Raw genomic sequence first — 21595 nt, forward strand, 5'->3', positions numbered from 1 at the left:
CGCATCAGGCTGTCAGCGAATCGGCGAGCGCGCCCGATTCGGGCCGGGCCGGCTCGGCCTCGCCCAAGCGCGCATCGTCGAATCGCATCAGCACGTAGCCGCGCGCGTCGAGCACCGTGAAGCGGCCGGTCACATATTCGGCGACGCAGTCGGCCGACGACGCCGGCAGGCGCGCGAGCTTGACGCGGCCGATGCGCCACGTCGCCGGCGCGTGCTGCCGCGACGCGCTCCATTCGGCGAACAGCACGCGCAGCACGTGCTCGACGTGATTGACCGGCAAGCGCAATTCGAGCGGAAACGGCAACGTCCAAAGGCTCAGCACCGCCGCGGGCGACACGCGGCCGATCCTCACGATGCCCGCGGACGCGTCGTCCGGCACGCTCCAATCGCCCGCCGGCAGCAACTCGCCGTTCCACGCGGCATAGGGCACGGCAGCCAGCGGCTGGGGCGCGGGCTGCAAGCGGGGCGCGCGCGCGTATGCGGCGCCGACCGGCTCCGGCTGGGGTTGATAAACGAGCGTCATCGCGAGCAGCTCGGCGCGGGTGCGCGCATCGCTGCAGCGCACGTCGACGCACCAGACGTCACCGATCATGTAGCCGACCGCCTTGCTGTCGATCTCGACCGGTTCGACGCCGCCCGGCACCTCGGGCAGCGCGTCCAGATGCAGCGTGACGTTGGTCATCTCGGCCAGTTGACGCGGCTCGCCCGTCGGCGGCATCACCCAATCGCCCACCGCGCACGCGTGTTCGAGCACGAGCGACGCGGGCAGCACGACGCGGCCATTGAAGCGAAACGCCTGCGCGAACGGGGCGACGGCTGGATCGACGGTGTAGCGCGTCTCGAAGCGCTTGAACGGACGAAAGCGCAGCGGCTCGCCCGCGTGGTGTCCGCGCGTGACCAGCTCGCCGATGTTCGGCAGCTCGTGAATCGGATTGAAGCCCTTGATCTGCACGGGCGTCGGCGCACGGCCGATCGCGCCGACGAACGTCACTTCGCCGCTGCCCGGCGACGCAAGCTCGCGCAGCCAATGGCGCACGCCCTCGTCGACGTTCATCGGCGTCACGTAGCGCTGCGTGATCGCAAAGTTCGTGATCATCCCGACGCCTTCCCAGGTCGGCCATGCGAGCGTTTTCACGCCGCACGCGGGCGACAGCGCGTGACGCGCCGCCCACAGGCCGAGGCGCGCGAGACCGTCGTTCGCGGCCGCGTAGTCGGTCTCGCCCGTCATGCCGCCCCAGCGGCCCGTCAGCGAGCCGACGTTGCAGAACCGCACGAGCCGCGCTCGCGCACGCACCGCGTCGCACAGATTCGCGAAGCCGAGCACCTTGGTGCGCACCGTCGCCTCGAAATCGTCCGCGCTCTTCTGCACGAGCCGCACCGGACGGTCCACGCCCGCGTTATGAATCACCATGCGCAGCGAATCGCCGAGCTCGTCGCACAGCGCGCGCACGGCGGCCGCATCCGTCACGTCACAGACGCGATAGCGCACCGGCAGATCGCGCGCGGCGAATTCGTCGAGTGCCGCCTTCAGCGCGCGCTGGCGCTTGAGCCGGGAAAGGCGCGCGCGAATCGCTTTCGGCGGATTGTCCGGCGACGCGGCTCGCAACTGTTCGTGGCTGTATCGCTTGAACCCTTCTTCGTCGAGCGCGGCCCACGGCTCGCTGCCTTCCGGCGGCGTGTCGCGGCCCGTGACGATGACCGTGCAGCCGTACTGCTCGGCAAGCGCGCGCGCGCATAGCAGGCCGATGCCGCGCGCGCCGCCGGAGAACAGCACGGCGTCGCCCGGCGCGAGCAGCGAGGGCGCGGGCGCCTCCGCCGGCGGCAATTCATGGCGCTGAGCGTGCAGCGTATAGCGCACGCCCTGCCGGTAGCCGACTTCGAACAGCCCCCAGCGATACAGCTCGTTGACGATCAGCCGGTCGACGCGGCGCGTCTCGTCCGGCGAGATGTCGAGCACCCGCACGTTGCAGTTCGGCAGCTCCTGCGGCAGCGTCTTCGCGAGCCCCGCCCACAGGCCGCCGAGCGGCTGCGTGAGTGTGTCGTCGCCATAGCCCATCATGCCGTCCATCCACGTGACGGCGACATAGAAGAGCCGCGACGTGTCCTCTACCTCCGCCCATTCGTCGTAGCACACCTTCAGCAGCTCGACCGTGCGGCGCATCGGCGCTTCCCACGCATTCGCCGCATCAAGCGCGAACGGCGTTTCGAGGCCGAGATCGATGATGCCATCGAGCGGGCCGGATTCATCGAGGAACGTTTTCGCGGCAACTGCGCAATCAACGTGCTCGGCCGGCGCGAACACCGACACCTTCGCGCACGCGCGCGCAAGCGCCGCCGCCACGCGCTCGACCGTGCCGCCGCGCCCGTTGACGAGCGCGATCCGCTTGCCGCTCAACGCAGACGACGGCATGTCGGACACCGGCTCGACCGGCGTCGGACGCCACGTAAAGCGCCACGCCGGCACGCTAGGCACGCTCGCGGCTTCGGCCGCGCTCCCGGAGGCGGTTGAAGCCGGCTGGCCGGCCGAGTCGGTCGCGTCGGCCGACTCGCCCACCGGGCAGGCCGCCGCGATTCCGGCGGCGCCCGCCGCCGCGCCGGCCGCATGCGCCGCACCGGCCGCGCCCGGCTCGCGCGCCGCATGCATCGGGCACACCGCGCGTTCATCGCCCGCATAGCCGGCGGCCTGATCGGCCGCGCGCGCTTGCTCGTATTCGCGCACGCGCGCGAAATGGCTGCGCTCGCGCTCGCGTGGCTTCACGATCAGCCGAATGCCGTGCACCGGCCGCAGCGAGATCATCGCGCCAAGCTCGATCGGATGGCCGGGCAGCGCGTTCAAATCGCAATGCTGCGCGATCACCGCCACCAGCACGCGCATTTGCAGCAGCGCGGTCTGGAAGCCGATGCATTTGCGCATCCCGCCGCCGAACGGGAAAAATGCGTAGCGATGGCGGCCGGCGGCCGCTTCGCTTGCGAAGTTCTCCGGATCGAACGCGTCCGGATTTCGCCAAAACGCGGGATGCCGATGCGTGACGTAAGGCGACACGAAAATCGACGAGCCCGCCGGGATGTGATAACCGCCGATCTCGTCGTCATCGACGAGATCGCGCGTGAAGCCCCAGATCGGCGGATAGACGCGCAGCACCTCGTCGACCACCTGTTGCAGATACGGCAACTGCTCGAGATCCTGCACCGTCGGCGCCCGCCCGCCGAGCCGCGCGTCGAGTTCCTCGCGCAACTGGCGCAATACCGCCGGATGCTGCGCGAGCGCGTAGAGCGCCCACGCGAGGCCCGAGCCCGTCGTCTCGTGCCCAGCGAGGAACACGGTCAGCACTTCGTCGTGCACTTCCTTTTGCGTCAACGGCTGGCCGGTGTCCGGATCGCGGGCGTTCATCAGCATCGAGATCACATCGCTCGGCTCGCAGTTGCCTTCGCGATGGTCGGCGATGATCTTATCGATAATCGTGTTGATCGCGCGCTGCGCATGCGCGACCTTGCGATTGAAGCGCGTGGGCACCCAGCGCGGCGTGAAATCGTTTGCGTCGCCCTGTGGCATCATCGCTTCGATTCCGAAGCGCACTGCCGGCCCGAGCGCCTGAGCGTGCGTCGACACGTCGGAGTTGAACACCATCAGCCCGAGCATTCTCAGGCTCAGCGTCATCATTTCCTCGACGACGTCGATCGCCTCGCCGGGCGGCAGCCCGCTCCAGCGGTGCGCGAGCGCGAGCGCCGCGTCGCCCACCGCCGCCGCGTGCGATTCGACCTGCTTCTTATGGAACAGCGGCTGAACGACGCGCCGGTGGCGGCGCCAGAAGTCGCCGTCGGTCGTCAAAATGCCGTCGCCGAAAAACTTCTTGAAATTGTCGTAGAAGCGTCCGCGCACGTAGTTGCGATGATTCTCCTGCAATACGTACTGGACGTAGTCCGGATGCGCGAGCGCATGCGTGACGAAAGGCCCCAGCCGGTTGCGCACGACGTCGCCGTATTGCTGCTGCAGGCGCAGCAGCATCGTGATCGGATTACGCTTGTACTCGGCCAAATTACCCATCATGAGGCTGCCGCGCGGCCCCGGCGCTTGGCTGCGTTTGCTCATGCCGTCTCCCTTTCGGTTGCGCGACGCGCGACGAGCGCGTCGACTTCGGCCTTCGTCGCATAGGCGCCCGTCGTCCGGTGCACGTAGCCGATCACGACGCCCGTCACGTCGGTCATCTGCATCAGCATCCGGCCGTCGGGGCGCACCGCGACGAAGCGGTTGCCGCCGTGCCCGCCTTCGAGCGCGAACTCGCGCGGCGTTGCGTACAGATCGATCCGCTCGTGGCGGCTCGTCAGTTCGCAATCGTTGCCGCCTTCATATAGATCGATTCGGCCGATCGTCAGCGGAGCAGCAAGCGGAATATAGTCGTCGGCGACATAGTTCAGCGCGGCGACCCGTGCCAGGCCGTCGAGCATGATGCTCGGGACCACGAAGCGCGAGAACACCGGGTCGTCGACGGCGACGTTCAGTTGATAGCGCGCACCCTTGCCCGACGCGCTCATGCCCGTGTCGGTGGTGGACACGAACATGTTGGTCAGGCGCACGGGCGCCGATTCGAAATGGTAAGGATCGGCCACCGGCGTGCGCGGCTCATTCTGCGCGGGCCATACCGGCGCATACGCGTAGCGCGGCGCAACGAGCGCCTTGATCTCGAAGTGCAGCTTGTCGCGCACCAGAAGCTGGCCGTTCGGTGCGAACACGTCGCCCGTCACCCGCACCTGCACGACCGACGTGTCGCCTTCGCGGCCGACGAGCTGCGCGTGAATCCGCTTGGTGCTCGGCCGGTCCGCGTCATAAACGCGCAGGAAATGGCGGAACGCGGCGTCGCGGAAACCCACCACGCACTGCCCCGGCATCAGCTTCAGCGCGGCTTCGGCGGCAAGCTCCGGCACGAACGTGCCGGGCAGCGTCGCGAAGCCGTTGACGACGTGGTGCTGCAAATACGCGTCGGTACGCAGGTCGAAGACGCGCTCGAACGTCACGCTGTCGCTCGTGCGGCTCACCTCACGGCCCAGGTAGAAATCGCGCGCGGCTGCCGGCACGGCAGGCGCGGATTGCGGCACGGGTTGGACCGCGGCCGCAGCGTGCGGCTCGGCGCGCTGACTCGGCGCGCGCCGGTTCGACGACGCGCTCGGCATCGATGGTTCGCCCGGAGCCGACGCGGCATGCGCCGCCGGCACGGCTTGCGCATCGTTGTCGAAGAACGTCGGCAGATATGCCTCGATCGCGCGGCGCTCGGCGTCGCCGAGATGCACGGAACTGGCGGCACGCGCGCTCAGGTTGATCTCGCGCAGGAAGTGATGAATCCCCTCGTTGGTCCGCATGCTGGTGAACAGCCCGCTCTTTTCGAGGAACGCGCGCGTCACGGGGTTCGAGCCGAGGCCGACCGAGCGCCACAGCGTCCAGCCGATCGTAAACTCGTCTTGCGCGAGCGCCGCGCGGTGATAGGCCGCCTGCGTGTTCAGGAAATCGTTGCCCGACGCGTAATCGGTCTCGCCCGCTTGGCCCGTCAGCCCGATGAACGAGCCGAAGTTGCACCACGCGCGCGGCTGCGCGGCGCCGAACGCGCTGCGCAGATTCCAGTAGCCGCGAATCTTGATGTCGCGCACCGCGACGAAATCCGCGAACGATTTCACGTTGACCGACGCCGAGCGATTGAGGCCCGCCGCGTTGATGACAAGATCGACCGGCCGGCCGGCGGCGGTGATCCGTTCGACCGCGGCGCGCACGCTCTGTGCGTCGAGCACGTTCGCGCGCAGATAGAACACCTTGTTCGGGCCGCAGTACGACTGCATCACGTCGATGTTGCGGCGCGCGGCGCGGGCGTCGATCTGACGCTCGAACGCCTTGATGATCGCGGGCAGCGGCAGCGTCGGATTCAACGCTTTCTGCTCGCGGATGTAATCGGCGCGGCGGCGCGCGAACGCTTCGTCGCTGCCTGCGTATACATCCGGGCCGTAAGCGTCGAGCGCGCTGCTGCCGATCAGGTAGATCGTCGGGCGGAAATGCTCGGCCACCGCTTTCATCAGCTCGGCCGTGATGCCGCGCGCGCCGCCGAATGCAACGATCACCGAATCGGGGCCGATCCGCGCGAAGCCGTCGGCGGGCAGCGCGCCCGCGTCGCGCGTGACGCGCGGCGTCAAACGCCGCGTGCCGGCCAGCGCGACCACCGGCAGCAGATGCTGCGCGCCGCTCTCGCGCTCGGCCTGCGCGACGCCTTGGCGGATATCCGCATCGCTCGTGAGCACCGCGAGCGAGCGCGCTTTCGGCAGCTCGATCGCGAGCGCCTTGGCGAATCCCGTAAACATGCCGGCGTCCGGGTGCGGCACGCCGTCTTTCACCGCGTCGAGCAGCAGTTCGACGAACGAGCCTTCGGCGGCCACATCGTCATAACACTGCTTGAGCGTGACGAACGCGAGATCGTGCAGCTTCAGCCGCTGCGGCGTCGGCGCGGCGAGATGATCCGGCGCGAGCGCGCTCGCGTTCAGCGAAGTCAGCACGCGCACGTGGCTCGTGCCGGCCGGAATCAGCGCTTGCAGCGCGGTTTCGTCGACCGTGTCGATCACCGCGACGCGCGCGCGCGAGAACGTCGTCGCACGCGTGGAGAGCACCAGCAGATCGGCGGGCAGCATGCCGATGCCGTCGAGCAGCTCGGGCATGTCGGTGACGACCACGCTGCCTGCGGGCAGATACGCGAGGGTGCCGGCACCTGCCTGCCACGGCGTGTCCAGCCATTCGATCCGGTAGCGGGTAACGCCGAGCGGTTCGCCGTCCGCGGCAACGTCGACGGCTTTCAGCGTCTGCGGAATCGCCACGCGCGGCGCGGCCAGCACGCCGGGCGCAACCGGTGCGTTCGCGGCGGCAACGGCAACGGCCGGCATGGTGGCAGCGGTGGCAGCGGCCGACACGGCGGTAACACCAGCAACAGCCGGCTGTGCCAACGCGCCCGGCACTACGGCGCGGGCCGCGGCGTCCGCGCTCTTGCGCGTGCGATCAACGGGTGCCGGCGGCTGCTTGCGATCGACGCGCAATCCAAAGCGCGCCTGATCGGCACCGTTGCCGAATGCGATCGACGCCGCATCCGGACCGCTCACGAGCGCGCGCAGCACCGCGAGCGCGCCGTCGGCGCCCGCATACGTGACATCGCGGCCAGCCGCATCGCGCAACACCGCGGGCGCGAGCCCTTCGTCGAACTCGCGGCCGCTCTCGACCCACGCCAGCACCGGCAGCCCCGCCTCCTCGGCCTGCGCCTTGGTGGTCACCGCGAACAGCACGATGCCCTCGGCGAGCGGCTTGTCGAACGCGGGCTGCACTTCGTCGGCCGAGTTGCCGTTGATGCCGCCGACGATCGCCATATCGAGTTCGCCGCTCCTCAGGAAGCGCGATGCGACTTCGAACGCGGCCAGCGTCGACGCATGTCCAGCGTCGACGGTCATGTTCATCCCGTGCAGATCGTAGTAGTTCGCCACGCGCGCCGGAATCACGTTCGGCATCATGCCGGGGAACGAATTCTCGGTGGTCGGCGGCACGAGGCTCTTCGTTTTGTCGGCAACGCGCGCGAGCAGCTCGTCGAGCGCGGCGCGCGACGCATCATCGGCGCCCGCGCGCACGGCGGTCGCGATATCGTCGATATAGCAGCGGCTCGCGTACAGTGCGGCGTTACGCGTCGGGCCCATATGCCCCATCACCACGCCGATCGTGTTCGCATGCGCGCGCCAGTAATCGCTGATCTGCTCGCGCAGATCGTGCGCGGCGTCGAGCGCCATCAATTGGCAACGGTCGAGCGCGCGCAGCACCGCGGGCGGCATGCGCACGCGTTCGAAGCTCGGCAGCGCATACGTGAGGCCGAAGCTCGCGCCCGGCTGCGCGCCGGTGCCGGCAAGCCACGCGGCGACGGCGTCACGGCTGTCGAGGCCGGGAATCTTCGCCGACCAGCCGACGATCGCAAGCGGCTCGCGGTTGACGCGCGCGGCCGGCTTCGGCGCGCGCAGGTCCGGCCGGTACTCGCCGACGATCAAGTGACCATTCGTGCCGCCGAAGCCGAAGCCCGACACGGCCGCAAAACGCGGCGCGTGCGGCTTGCGCGGCCAATCGACCGGGCGCGTGGGCACCGTGAGGCCGCTCGATTCGATCTCGAACTCGGCCGGCGGCTCGGCAAACCGGTGCTGCGGCGGAATGCAGCCGTGCTCGAGCGCGAGCAGCACCTGAATCAGCGATACGACACCCGCCGCCCAGCCGGTATGCCCGACGAGCGATTTATTCGACGTGACCTGCACCGGCCGCTCGCGGGACAGCATCTCGCGCAGGCTCTGGAATTCGGCGAGATCGCCGGCCGGCGTGCCGGTCGCGTGCGCGACGACCCAGTCGATCGATGCCTTCGGCACGTCGGTCTGCTGGTATGCGCGGCCGATCGCAATGCTCTGGCCGGCCGAATTCGGCGCGTAGATCGCCTTGCCCTTGCCGTCCGACGACGAGCCGAACGTCTTCAGCACGCCGAGCACACGGTCGCCGTCGGCGATCGCCCGCTTCAGACGCTTGAGAATCACGATGCCCGCGCCGTCGGCGAACAGCACACCGTCGCTGGCCTTGTCGAGCGGGCGCACCTCGCCGCTCTTGGACAATCCGTGCAGCTTCGCGAACATCACCGAGCCGCGCGGCGCGAGCGCGAACGCACCGCCGCACGCCACCACGTCATGCTTGCCCTCGAGCAGGCTCTTCAGGCCGAGGTCGACCGAATAGAGCGACGACGAGCACGCAGTGTCGATCATCATGTATTCGGCGTCGTCGGGCAGCACACCGCGCATCGCGTTCAGGCCCACCCGGTGCGGGAAAAATTCGGCAAGCTCGCCCTCGTTGCCGCGCGCATAGCGCGCGCGCAGCGTGGCGTCTATCTGCGCGATGCGGTGCGCGCGCGCCTCGGCCGTCACGCCGGCCTCGTCGAGCGCCGCGCCAAGCCGCGTGCGCATTGCCGCCAGCACCATCCCTTCCTCGAGATGCTGGCTGCCGTCGGCGGTGTAGCCGACGACGAACGATGTGCGGTCGCCGTCTCGAATGGTCACGCCGGCGAGCGCCTGGCGCAGCGAATGGCGCAGCCACAGGGTTGTCAGCTCGTGCGGCGCGGCGGCGGCGTCGATCTCGGCGCGCAGCTTCGCCTCGGGCTCGAAATGCTCGATGAACACCGAACGCGATTGATAGCTCTTGTCTTCGGCCGACAGGTCCGGCGAGTAGAACGACCGGTAATCCCAACGATCGGGCGGCACGTTGCCGAACAGCTCGGGGCCGTCGAGAAGCGCCCGCCAGAATGCCTGCGGATCGCTCGCGCCCGGCAGCGCGACGCCCATGCCGACGACGGCGATTTCGTCGGCGTCGTCCGCGTCGCTCGAATCGGCGGCGGGCGCTTGTGCGGCGGCAGGCGCGGCGGCTTGCGGCGCGGCAGCAGCGGCAACAGGCGCGGCGGCGGCTTGCGCGAGCGCAGCGGCCGGCGCCGATGCAGCGGCAGCCACAGCGGGCGCCGTCCGCGCGAAGGCGGCCGGCGCTTGTGTCAGCGGTGCAGCCGCGTGCGCGGACGGAGCGGCGGCAGCCGAACCCACCGTCGGTGCGGCATGCGCGGCGGACGCTTGCGCAGCCTGCACGGATACCGGCGTCTGCGCCGCGTTCACCGCCACGATGCCATTTGCCGGCACAACCGGCGCCACAGCCGCTGCTTGTCCGGCATCCGGCTGCGTGCGCCATTCAGGCCGCGGCGACAAACCTTCGCTGCACAGCGACATCCCGCCGTCCGCGACAATCACCTGCCCAGTAATCCAGCGCGCCGCGTCCGACGCGAGAAACAGCACGACGTCCGCGAGATCGTCGGGCGTCGCGAGCCGGCCCAGCGGCGTCGCCGCGATGCTCGAACGCTTCGTATTCTCGGGATCGGGGAATTGCGCGGCGACGTCGCCGTCGATCAGCGTGGACGACGCGCCGTTCACACGAATGCCGGCCTGCGCGTACTCGACAGCCAGATAGCGCGTCAGCGATTCGAGCGCGGCCTTCGCGGTGCCGACCACGAGATAGTTGGCCGGCACCAGAATCGCGCCCACCGACGACACGTTGACGATCGCGCCACCGCCGGCGCGCGCCATCAGCCGCGCGGCGCGGCGCGCGCACCAGAACGCGCCTTTCAGATTGGTGTCGATCGCGCGGTCGAAATGCGCGGATTCGATGTCGTCGATCGGCAGCAGCGCGCCCGACGCCGCGTTGTTGACGAGAATGTCGATCGTTCCGTATTTCGCCTCGATCTCGTCGAACATCCGGTTGACTTGCGCCTCCTGAGCCACCGACGCGCGCACGACGTCAACCGTCGCACCGAGCGCGCGCAGCTCTGCCGCGGTTTCCTTGGATGCATCGAGCGAATGGAAGAAGTTGACGATGACATGAGCGCCAGCTTCGGCGAATCGGCGGCAGATTGCCTTGCCGACGTTTTTCGCCCCGCCCGTCACCAGTACCCGTTTCCCCTTCAGGTAGGAGTTCGGCAGAATGGAATTCGACATATCTTTTGATCGATCAGGAGTGCAAGTGGTTAGGACGAGATGCCCCGTCTGAGCCGGCCCCTTCGATTGTTGTTCTGTCGGTGCAGGGGCGGGCGCGGGGCAACCGCCGCTCAGCCCGCGACGAGCGCGGCCTTGTGCTGGTGTTCGTAGACGAAATCGACGATTTGTCCCATCGTCTTGAAATCGCCGGCCCGGAAGTTCGACGGCAGCGGCGGCAGCCCATAGCGCGCGCTGATGCGCTGAATGATTTCGGTCTGCTTGACGGAATCGATTCCAAGCTCGGCTTCGAGTTCGACCGTTTCGGTGAACACTTCAACCGGGTACTCCATTGCTTCAGCATAGATGGCGACAAGCTCGTTGAACAGCCGATCGCGCGGCACGTGCGCCACGCCGGCGGGTGCGGCGGGAGCAGCGGGCGTAGCGGGCACATACGACGCAGCGGCAGCCTGCGCGACGGGCGCGAAAGCGGCATGAGGCTCGACATGCGTGGCGGGCGCGAACGCCGCAGGGGCGGCCGGCGCGGCGGGAGCAGCCGGCGCATAGGCCGCCGGTGCGGCCGGTGCAAACGCAGCAGGCTCGACCGGCGCAAATGCCGCGGGCGCAACGGCAGCAAACGCGGCGGGTGCGGCAGGCGCGACGCGAAGGTCGGTAACGATCTGCGGCGCGGGCGTTGCTTGCAAGCCGCGGTGGGCGTGCGCATCGAAGAAACGCTTGAGTTCGCCCTTGATCTTGTCGACGATCCCTGGGCCGCTCACGCGCCAGAATTCATCGAAATCGGGTTGCAGATTGCTTGCTCGGATGTCGTCGTTCATGGTTCGGCTCTCTTTGTCGAAGTATGCGAGTACGTTTTCCACTGCACCCAACTCATCGCGCACGTTCGCGGCTCCGGAGAAGGTTTTGATACCCCCCGGCCCCACGACGCGTACCGCGATCTTGCTGAGTGCATTCAGCGCGCCGCACTCGACGAGTACGCCAACGCCAGACGCCTTGAGTCTTGCCACCGCCTGCGCAAACCGCACCGGCAATACGAGATGATCCGCAAGACAAGCGCCGAGATCGTCGGCGCCGGCGTAATACCGATTCAAAATCGGCGAATAAACCGGATATTCAAGCGGCCCGGTTTTATAACTCTTTAACCGTTTACCGAATTCGACGCGCGCATTTTCCAAATCCATATGATGAAATGCGTATGGCGAATTCAAGATTTGCGCGGAAATATTTTTCTGCGCGCAATAAGCAATGAATGTCTCGACATGGTGGTGCGCGCCCGACACCACCGTTTGCGCCGAGTGGTTCTCGACCGCGATGCTCACGCGCCCCGGCTGTACATCGAGCGAGTCTCCAAAGCATGCCGCGATGAGTTCGTGCACTGCCTGCGGCGCGGCGGACACCGCCGCCATCCGGCCGTCGGCCGGCGCCATCATCCGCAACGAATCGATCCGGTCACAGACCATCTCGGCCCCCGTCTCGACCGGGAACGCGCCGCCGCACGCAAGCGCGGCAATCTCGCCGAAGCTGTGCCCAACGAGCACGGCCGGCCGCGCCCCACGGGCGCGCAACGCTTCGAAGAACGAAACGGATGTCGCATAGAGCGCGAGTTGCAGCAGATCGGGCGCATGCTGCAGCCATTGGCCGATATCGAGACGCTCATCCCCGAGCGCCGTCAGCAGCGAACGGCGCAGCCGCCGCACGGCCACCGCGTCGATAGCCTGCATCGACTGTTTCACGGCGGGATAGGCGCGACTCAGCGCCTGGGTCGCGCCCGCGTAAAATGCACCTTGCCCCGGAAACAGAAATGCTGCTTGCATCATGTGATTGCCTTTATCCACCAGCCACGCCGAGTAACCCGACGATCGGTCGAGAATGTGTCCCCCCAGTCTCTGCTCGTTATTCGATTACGCATCGCGGCGGCGATATGCAGCCTCTAATCAATAATGCATTAACGATAAAGTAACATGAGGATATAAATACCTATGTTCGGCATACTACACATCCTCTACTGGTATTTAATATCAGGAATCGTCAAGTCATCATTCTTTGACGATTCATTCAATCGCGCGAATATTATCTGTCAAGAATTGTGAATTCCCGGCTACGCATTGGCAGTCCTGGCGGGCCGCCAGGATTGAGCGTGTTGCGGAAGGAATAGGCTCACGCGCGAACGGCTTTCGCCGAATACCGGCAATGGCATCGCTATTTCACAATGATTTAAAATATGCGCGATGCCGCTTTTATCTGATTTATTCAATCGACCGGCGCGATTTGTTAAAAATCATGGATTCGCCGCGTCGCGAATTCGCTGTTGAATTGACGAATCGCGCGCAACGCAACCGGACGCGCGCCCGTGCGATTCCCCACCTTATTTCGCAATAATCGCTCAGCGTGCCAGTATGCCGGAGCCCTCACGCCAATGAAATTCCCGCACCGGTATACTTGGGCATTTTTTGCCTCAACGTAGGCTGGCCCGCCGTCTCATGCTGACTTCCGCCCTCGTCCGACTCGTTGCCTGGTCGGTGCGGCGCCCGATTTGGGTCGTCGTGCTGTCGCTTGCCATCGCCGCATTGAGCGGTGTCTATGTCGCACGCCATTTCAAGATCAATACCGACGTCAGCAAACTGGTCGAGAATGACCCCAAATGGGCCGCGCTCGGCCACGCGATCGACGACGCGTTCCCGCAACGCAATCAAACGATCCTCGCGGTTATCGAGGCGCCCGCGCCCGAATTCGCGAACGCCGCGGCCGATGCGCTCGCCAGCGGCCTGCGCCGCGAAACGGACGCGGGCCGCATCGGCCAGGTGTCGGAACCCGCGGGCGGCCCGCTCTTCGAGCACAACGGCCTGCTGTTCCTGCCTGAGCAGGATGTCGCGAGCACGACCGGACAACTCGCAAGCGCGCGGCCGCTCATCAACGTGCTCGCCAAAGACCCGAGCGTCACCGGGCTCGCCACGACACTATCGACCACGCTCGGACTGCCGCTGCAATCGGGCCAGGTCAAGCTGCCGGGCATGGCGAAACTGCTGTCGCAGAGCGCCGCGACCGTCGACGCGGTGCTCGCCGGCCGGCCCGCCGCGTTCTCGTGGCGCGCGCTCGTCGATCCCGAGGCCGCCCGCCAACCCGCACGCGCGTTCGTGACCGTGCAACCCGTGATCAATTACCAGGCGCTGAAGGCGGGCGAACAGACCTCTCAGACGATTCGCGACACCGCGCGCGCGCTCGAACTCGACAAGCGTTTCGGCGCACGCGTGCGATTGACGGGCGAGCAACCGCTCGCCGACGAGGAGTTCGCGTCGGTCGAGGACGGCGCGGCCGTCAACGGCATTGCGACGCTCGCGATCGTGCTCGTGATCCTGTGGATCGCGCTGCGCTCCAAGCGGATGATCGCGGCCGTGTTCGTCACGCTGTTCGTCGGCCTGGCGGTAACCGCCGCGCTCGGGCTGATGATGGTCGGTTCGCTGAACATGATTTCGGTTGCGTTCATGGTGCTGTTCGTCGGGCTCGGCGTCGATTTCGCGATTCAATACGGGGTCAAATACCGCGAGGAGCGCTATCGCGATCCGGACCTCGATCATGCGCTCGTCGGCGCCGCGCATATGATGGGCATGCCGCTCGTGCTCGCGACGGCGGCCGTCGCGGCGAGCTTCTTCTCGTTCCTGCCGACCGCCTACCGCGGCGTGTCCGAACTCGGGCTGATCGCGGGCGTCGGGATGTTCGTCGCGCTCGGCACCACGATGACGCTGCTGCCTGCGCTGCTCAAGCTGCTCGCGCCGCCCGGCGAGCGGCAGTCGCCCGGCTTTAAGCGTCTTGCGCCCGTCGACGACTATCTCGACCGCCATCGCAAGCCGATCCTGATCGGCACGCTCGCGATCGTGATCGGCGCGCTGCCGCTGCTCGCGCATCTGCGCTTCGATTTCAATCCGCTGCATTTGAAGGACCCGCGCAGCGAATCGATGGCGACGCTGCTCGCGCTGAAGGATTCGCCGGAGGCGTCGGTCAACGACGTGTCGCTGCTCGCGCCGTCGCTCGCGGCCGCCGACGCCGCCGCCAAGCGCCTCGGCGCATTGCCGGAAGTCGGCCGCACCACCACGCTGTCGACGTTCATCCCCGACGCGCAGCCGCAAAAGCTCGCGTCGATCGCGGCGGCCGCGCGCGCGCTGCTGCCCGCGCTCACGCAATCGCCCGCGCCGGCGGTGCCCGATGCGCAGCGCGTCGCGGCGCTCAAACGCGCGTCGAACCTGCTCGAATACGCGGCGGAGGATTATCCCGGCCCGGGCGCGGCGGCGGCCAAGCATCTGTCCGAGTCGCTCGCCAAGCTCGCGGCGGCCGACAGCGAAACGCGCGATCGCGCCGAAACAGCGTTCTCGTCGACATTGCGCATCGCGCTGAACCAGCTCGCGATGCTGCTGCAGCCGTCCGGCATCACGCGCGACAATCTTCCGCCGCAAATCGTGCGCGATTGGGTCGCACCGGATGGCCGCGCGCTCGTACAGATCTCGCCGAAGGTGCAAAAAGGCGCCGATCCGGGCGACGACGCGATGCTGCGCCGTTTCGTGCAGGCCGTGAAGGCAGCCGAGCCCAACGCGACCGGCGGCCCGATCTCGATCCTGCACTCGGCCGATACGATCATCCGCGCGTTCCTGCAAGCCGCCGCGCTGTCGATCGTGTCGATCACGCTGCTGCTGTGGGTCGCGCTGCGCCGCTTCGGCGACGTGCTGCGCACGCTCGTGCCGCTGCTCGTGTCGGGCGTCGTGACGCTTGAGCTGTGCGTGCTGTTCGGCATGCCGCTCAACTTCGCGAACATCATCGCGCTGCCGTTGATGCTCGGCGTCGGCGTCGCATTCAAAGTGTATTTCGTGATGGCGTGGCGCGCGGGTCAAACGGGCCTGCTGCAATCGAGCCTCACGCATGCGGTGCTGTTCAGCGCCGCGACAACCGCGACCGCGTTCGGCAGCCTGTGGTTATCGCATCATCCCGGCACGGCCAGCATGGGGCGCCTGCTCGCGCTCGCGCTGTCGTGCACGCTGATCGGCGCTGTCGTGTTCCAGCCCGTGCTGATGGGCAAGCCGCGCGACAAGCGCGTGACGAATCAATCGCAAGGAATCGATGAATAAGATCAAGACGCGCCTGTCCGCGTCCGCGCTCGCCGCAGCCGCGCTGCTGAGCGGCTGCGCGACCGGCCCCAACCGCACCCCGGGCGACCCGCTCGAACCGATGAACCGCACGGTCTTCAAATTCAACGACGCGGTCGACCAGACCATCGCCGTGCCGATCGCGAAGGGCTATCAAGCCGTCACGCCGACGCCGGTGCGCACGGCGGTCAGCAGCTTCTTCTCGAACCTTGGCGACCTCGGCAACATCGCGAACAATCTGCTGCAGCTTCGTATCACCGACGCGACGCAAGACATGATGCGCGTTGTGATCAATTCGGTATTCGGCGTCGCCGGCCTGTTCGATGTCGCCTCGCTCGCCGGGCTGCCGAAACATCATCAGGACTTCGGGCTCACGCTCGCGCGCTGGGGCGTGCCGGCCGGCCCATATTTGGTGCTGCCCATTTTCGGGCCGAGTTCGTTTCGCGACGGCGTGGGCCGCGCAGTCGACGTTCGCTTCAATCTGCTGAACTACATCGAGCCCGCCGCGCGCAATCCGATGTATGTCGCGCAATTCATCAGCGCGCGTTCGGATCTGCTCGGCGCGACCGATCTGCTGCAGCAGGCCGCGCTCGACAAATATTCGTTCGTGCGCGACGCATATGTCCAGCAACGCCGCTCGCTCACGTATCGCGGCCACGGCAACGATGAACCGGCGCTGCCGAACTATGGCGAACCGGACAGCGAAGCCACGCCGGGCGCGAAGCGCGGCAGTGGAGAACCGGGCGGCTTGCCGCAATACCAGGATCCGGGTGACGCGGGCAGCGGCGGATCGCCGAGCCATTCGAATTCGGGCAAAGCGGCGCGCGAGCCGGCCGGGCTGCCGCAATATCGAGACCCGGGCGACGATACGGCCATGAAAAAAGGCGGCGGCGCGGCTGGCCACACAGCAGCGCCGGGCGCTGGCAAAGCGGCATCGCCCGCGTCGGGCGCCGCCGCGCACTAACCGCGCCGGCATTGCCGTCAATACAGCGGGCGGCTGCCGTCGCAGCTTCGGCCAAGCTCCGCCGTCCCGCTATCGGAATGCCGGCATCAAAAGAAAAACCCCCGGGCGAAGCCGGGGGCAGCTTACTTCAGCCCTGCATGGCAGCACGGGCATCAGCCTCTTCGATTCATTCAATTCGACTCGACGAACTGAATATACGGCGTCGTTCCGCCGTTTGCCGAACAGGTTCCCAGCTTCAGGTTGTTCGTCTCGCCCGTCGTGCCGCCGTTCGTCGGGCCAATGCAGCTCGGCGAACTGGTCGTGCCGTCATTGACCGCGAGCTTCACCGTCAGCGACGAGCCCGAATTGAAATTGACTCCCGAGCCCCCGCCGTTGCCGACCACGTTGAACTCCGACGTGTTCCACACATACGCGATCCCGAGCGTGCTATCGCTTTGCGTAACCGAGTGAGCAACGCCGCCGTAAGTGAACGTCACGGTATCCACGCCATTGGCCGCGGCGGAGCCGGTCAGCGAAGCGGACGCGAGCTGCGAGGCCGGAACGAACGAGACGGCCACTGCATTGCTGTTGCGATAACACGCATATTGCGGGCTGTACGAATACCATCCGCGCGGGCATCCCTTGCGCGAATAATCGCTGCTAGACAGGAACATCCAGTCCTGAATAAACGCTTGCGGCCCCGCCGGCGCCGGGCTGTCCGCGCCGTTGTATGTCGAATAAATGAACTGCTGCCAGACTGAGCACGACGTATAGCCATACGACGCGCAAGCGGGCGAGCCGCTGGCAAAATTGGTATTGAGTTGCAGCGTATAGCCATTGGTTCCGCCGTATCCATTCGGGTTGTTCGTCGATGTCACACCCGAAACGATCGGAAAGCTGCCGACGGCCGACCGCGTCAACTGCGCAGTCTGCGCGGCATAATCGGTGCCGTTGCCTACCGTCTGCGGCGCGCTATAAGCGTCGCGTCTCGGGCCGACTTTCGGACTCGACCGGTATTTCGGGCTTGCCAGGCACGTCTCCTTTTCCCAGGTCAGATTGGGGTAGACCGCCCGAAAACAGCCTGCCGCGGGCGTCGCGACTTTCTTGATGTGTTCGTGCCAGACCTTCAGCGCTTCAGGGCTCGCTTGAGCAGCCGCGGCCACGGCGGCGGCATCGGCCGGCTGGTCGGCAAACGCCGGTGAAATCGAGACGACGCCGAACAAACCCGCCACGCACGCAGTGAGGCCCCAACGGCCCAAGCCAGATTTCTTTTTCGATTGCATGAGTACCCCCTCCACAAGGGAAATTGCACCGTTCACATGTCATTTGGAAAAACGGACAGAGCGATATCGATTGAATTGATCTATACCCACCTCCCAATATTTTTCGATCACACCACATTCGCCATTCTTTATTTTCGATGCGTCGAATTTTTACTCACGGCAATTACATCGCTTAATCGCGTCGATTCAAATGAATCAACCTTTCGTCTCGTTCATCGGGTAACACCTCTCTTTGCAGCGCCGCTGCCATCGATCGTGCACGGGAAAATCCCTAGTCTTGCCAAGAGCCGGCATCACGAATCAATTCGCCCGATATCACGACAGCGCCGCGTCAAACCTCGAGCGCTTTGGGGCGCACGCCGGCAGCCGCATCATCAGCGGGCTGTCCGGTCAACGCGCATGAGATCGAAGCCGCACCCGGCGCCCGTGACGTCGATGCGAACCCAAACCAAACATGCGACGGAAATTCGACTCTTTTCCGTTTCGTGAATCCCCCCGGCAATACGGCATACCACCGGCAATTCGCTTTTTTAAAAAGCGATCAGCAATTAATTCGAGATATCGATCAATTACCCTTTACCGCCTGTCCGCCTGTAAAAACAAACGGCGACCAGTTGCGTCACATTCGACCCGGCGATCGAAAACAAGCCGTAAAAAAAATCCGGCTTATTTTGAGATGGCCATTCAATGAAATATCGGCAGCCATGCCACGGCCACCCTCTCCGGCACCTCACCGTGAGGATAGTTAGTCATGCAAAACGATGAGATAAGAAAACTCCATCACCACGTTTTTAATAAGCTATCAAACTTTTTTTGATGTGAGATTTAAATATTGTTAAATTTACAGAATGCCAACTTGACAATTACATAAAGGGGAGATAGAGATCAGGCCCCGCGCCATGCGCCGGCGCGCTCGACCGCGCGCCGGGCATCCACGAGCGTCGCCCGCGCCGCGCGCGCGTCGCCGGCAACCTGCAGCAGCGCGCCAAGCTGTGACGGCTGCCGGGCAAGTTCACGCAGAATTGGAAGGATCGCGGTGCTGCCGTCGTCGCGCAATCCTGCTGTCGCCGCTTTGGGTAACGTGCGCCACGCAGGATCGACGATCGCCCGGCATACCGCGAACGGCACGCCGCGCGCTGCCGCGAACGCGCCCGCTATGTGGGATTCCATGTCAACCGCGAGCGCGCCTTTCGCACGATGCAGCGCTGCCTTGTCGCGCGCGTCGATGACAGGCTCGCTGACCGCCGCGAGCGTGCCGCGCCGCACCCGCGACGCGACCGGCCCGCCGGCGAGCGCGGCAACGATCCGCGCACTCCATCGAGCATCGGTCTTTAACCGTCCGAACGGGCCGTCGACCGCATCGGCAATGATCAGCGCGCCCGGCACCAAGTCCGGCGCGAGACCGCCCGCCGTGCCGAAGCTGACAACCGCCGCGCAACCGTGCGCGTCGGCCGCATCGGCAAGTGCACGCTCGAGCCGGTCCGCGCGCGCCGCATAGACTGCCTCGACGCCCGCGCCGCGCGCAATGCGCGCTTCGAACGCCATCCCTGCAACGGCAATCACCGGCGCTGCCACTTGGCCGGACCTCGACACCATCGGCCGTTTACATCCCGACCGTCACGCGCGTCGTGTTCGCGCGCTTCAGGCTCCGGTAACGCGCCAGCGCCCAGAGCGGGAAGAATTTCCGATAGCCGTGATAACGCAAATAGAACACGCGCGGAAAGCCTGTTGCGGTAAAACGCGTTTCGTCCCACAGGCCATGCTCGCGCTGCGTGCCGAGCAGATAATCGACCCCCCGCGCGACGGCCGGATGATTGACCTCGCCCGCCGCCATCAGGCCGAGCAACGCCCAGGCGGTCTGCGACGACGTGCTCGGCGCACGCTCGTAGCCGCGATAGTCGAGCTTGTAGCTATCGCCGTCCTCGCCCCAGCCGCCGTCCGGGTTCTGAACCGACAGCAGCCATTGCGCGCCGCGCTTCACGCGCGGGTCGTCATGGCCGAGGCCGGCCGCGTTCAGCGCGCACAGCGCGCTCCATGTGCCATAGATGTAGTTCATCCCCCAGCGGCCATACCAGCTGCCGTCGGCTTCCTGCTCGTTCAGCAGATAGTCGAGCGCGCGGCGCGCCGGCTCGCTCGCGGCAGGCGTTTCGCCCAGTTGCGCGAGCATCGACAAGCAGCGGCCCGACACGTCGGCGGTCGGCGGATCGAGCAGCGCGCCGTGATCCGAGAACGGAATGTTGTTCAGATAATGATGGGTGTTCTCCGGCTCGAATGCGCCCCAGCCGCCATCGCTGCTCTGCATGCCGACCACCCATTCGCGCGCGCGCGCGATCGATTCGCGGTACACGTTCGGCTGCGCGGCTTGGGCTTGGTCTTGGTCTTGCGCGACCAGGTCCGCAACCCGTTCCTTCGCGACGCGGTCCATCGCCATCGCAACCACCGCCGTATCGTCGACATCCGGATAATGCGGATTCGCGTACTGGAACGCCCAGCCGCCTGGGCGCACGTTCGGCCGGCGCACGATCCAGTCGCCACGCACGTCGAGAATCTGCAGTGGACGCAGCCAGTCGAGCCCGCGCGCGGCCGCGTCGATCGCACGCGCGTCGCCCGTCTCGATCAGCGCGTGCGCGGCCAGCGATGTATCCCAAACCGGCGACAGGCACGGCTGGCAATACGCCTCGTCGTCGCCGACGACGAGCAATTTTTCGATCGACCGGCGCGCGATCGCGCGGCTCGGATGATCTTCTGGGTAGCCAAGCGCCGCGTACATCATCACTGCGTTCGCCATGGCCGGATAAATCGCGCCGAGGCCGTCCTCGCCGTTCAGCCGCTCGTCGACGAACGCAACCGCCTGGTTGATCGCGCGCTCGCGCGAATAGCTCGGCAGCAAGCCGTCGACAAGCCGCAGCACGCCGTCGACCGCACGGAAAAACATGAACCAGCCGGTGCTTTGATGCGGTTGCTTCGGCAGCAGCCCGGTGTTGACGGGCGGGCTCTTGAACAACTCGTCGATACGCACGCCACGCGGGTTCTTCGCAATCGGCCGCTTCGCGTTCAGCACGAGAAGCGGCACGATCACGGTACGGGCCCAATACGACACTTTCGACAAATGGAACGGGAACCACTGCGGCAGCAGCATCACCTCGACCGGCATCATCGGCACCGCATACCACGGCACGACACCATAAAGTGCGAGCTGAATCCGCGTGAACACATTCGACATCTCCGCGCCGCCCATCGCGTGGATCGCGCGGCGCGCGCGCTGCATGTGCTCGGCGTTCTCGTCATCGCCGATCACTTTCAGCGCGAAATATGCCTTCACGCTCGCGCTGATGTTCGGCGCACCGTCGGCAAACAACGGCCAGCCGCCGTCCGGCTGCTGGATGCGGCGCAGATAGCGGGCGATCTTCCGCTCGAGTTCGATATTCGGCGTCTCGCCCAGATAGTGGACGAGCAGCACGTATTCGGCGGGAATGGTCGAATCGGCTTCCAGCTCGTAGACCCAATGGCCATCCGGGTTCTGCGCGGCGAGCAGCGCGTCGGTCGCGCGCGCGACGGCAGCGTCGAGCGTGGCGGGCGCGGCGGCGGCCGCAGCCGTTGCAGGTGCCGCGTGCGTATCAACGGACGCATCGGATGCGTCGAGCGTTTGCATATCGGTCATGTCGTTCATCGGTCCCTCT

General features: G+C 66.2%; 8 protein-coding genes. 2 read left to right on the plus strand and 6 right to left on the minus strand.

What is annotated here, in order from left to right; translation table 11 throughout:
• Positions 1 to 4: 4 nt before the first annotated feature.
• The 3 genes from WS68_RS13010 to WS68_RS13020 form a co-directional block, all read right to left on the minus strand.
• Complete coding sequence (locus tag WS68_RS13010; protein ID WP_059571198.1) at positions 5 to 4090, minus strand: cytochrome P450; 4086 nt, start codon at positions 4088 to 4090, stop codon at positions 5 to 7.
• Positions 4087 to 10548, minus strand: a complete 6462-nt coding sequence (locus tag WS68_RS13015) for an SDR family oxidoreductase (protein WP_059571256.1) — start codon at positions 10546 to 10548, stop codon at positions 4087 to 4089. The genes WS68_RS13010 and WS68_RS13015 overlap by 4 nt, the downstream gene beginning before the upstream one ends.
• A gap of 125 nt (positions 10549 to 10673) precedes the next feature.
• Positions 10674 to 12374, minus strand: a complete 1701-nt coding sequence (locus WS68_RS13020; protein WP_059571199.1) for an acyltransferase domain-containing protein — start codon at positions 12372 to 12374, stop codon at positions 10674 to 10676.
• 663 nt (positions 12375 to 13037) lie between these two features.
• On the opposite strand from WS68_RS13020, the gene WS68_RS13030 reads away from it, so the two are divergent.
• Both WS68_RS13030 and WS68_RS13035 read left to right on the plus strand, forming a co-directional pair.
• Complete coding sequence (locus tag WS68_RS13030) at positions 13038 to 15671, plus strand: MMPL family transporter (protein ID WP_059571201.1); 2634 nt, start codon at positions 13038 to 13040, stop codon at positions 15669 to 15671.
• The gene (locus WS68_RS13035; RefSeq protein ID WP_059571202.1) at positions 15664 to 16653 is read left to right on the plus strand and encodes an MlaA family lipoprotein; all 990 of its coding nucleotides are present in this window, start codon (positions 15664 to 15666) and stop codon (positions 16651 to 16653) included. The genes WS68_RS13030 and WS68_RS13035 overlap by 8 nt, the downstream gene beginning before the upstream one ends.
• Positions 16654 to 16823: 170 nt before the next feature.
• Here WS68_RS13035 and WS68_RS13040 read toward each other — a convergent pair whose 3' ends face one another.
• The 3 genes from WS68_RS13040 to shc form a co-directional block, all read right to left on the minus strand.
• A complete protein-coding gene (locus WS68_RS13040; RefSeq protein ID WP_059571203.1) occupies positions 16824 to 17915 on the minus strand; it encodes a hypothetical protein in 1092 nt (363 codons plus the stop codon).
• An 885-nt stretch (positions 17916 to 18800) separates the two neighbouring features.
• Complete coding sequence (locus WS68_RS13045) at positions 18801 to 19511, minus strand: phosphorylase (protein WP_059571204.1); 711 nt, start codon at positions 19509 to 19511, stop codon at positions 18801 to 18803.
• A 7-nt stretch (positions 19512 to 19518) separates the two neighbouring features.
• On the minus strand, positions 19519 to 21585 hold the full coding sequence (shc, locus tag WS68_RS13050; protein WP_082710009.1) for a squalene--hopene cyclase: 2067 nt from the start codon (positions 21583 to 21585) through the stop codon (positions 19519 to 19521).
• Positions 21586 to 21595 lie beyond the last annotated feature (10 nt).

The sequence above is a fragment of the Burkholderia sp. TSV86 genome (assembly GCF_001522865.1).
Taxonomy (GTDB): Bacteria; Pseudomonadota; Gammaproteobacteria; order Burkholderiales; family Burkholderiaceae; genus Burkholderia.

Excerpts from the sequence above, each read along its gene's own strand:
- WS68_RS13035 (WP_059571202.1), top strand. The coding sequence starts at position 15,664 with ATGAATAAGATCAAGACGCGCCTGTCCGCGTCCGCGCTCGCCGCAGCC.
- WS68_RS13030 (WP_059571201.1), top strand. The coding sequence starts at position 13,038 with ATGCTGACTTCCGCCCTCGTCCGACTCGTTGCCTGGTCGGTGCGGCGC.
- WS68_RS13010 (WP_059571198.1), bottom strand. The coding sequence starts at position 4,090 with ATGAGCAAACGCAGCCAAGCGCCGGGGCCGCGCGGCAGCCTCATGATG.
- WS68_RS13045 (WP_059571204.1), bottom strand. The coding sequence starts at position 19,511 with ATGGTGTCGAGGTCCGGCCAAGTGGCAGCGCCGGTGATTGCCGTTGCA.
- WS68_RS13040 (WP_059571203.1), bottom strand. The coding sequence starts at position 17,915 with ATGCAATCGAAAAAGAAATCTGGCTTGGGCCGTTGGGGCCTCACTGCG.
- WS68_RS13020 (WP_059571199.1), bottom strand. The coding sequence starts at position 12,374 with ATGATGCAAGCAGCATTTCTGTTTCCGGGGCAAGGTGCATTTTACGCG.
- shc (WP_082710009.1), bottom strand. The coding sequence starts at position 21,585 with ATGAACGACATGACCGATATGCAAACGCTCGACGCATCCGATGCGTCC.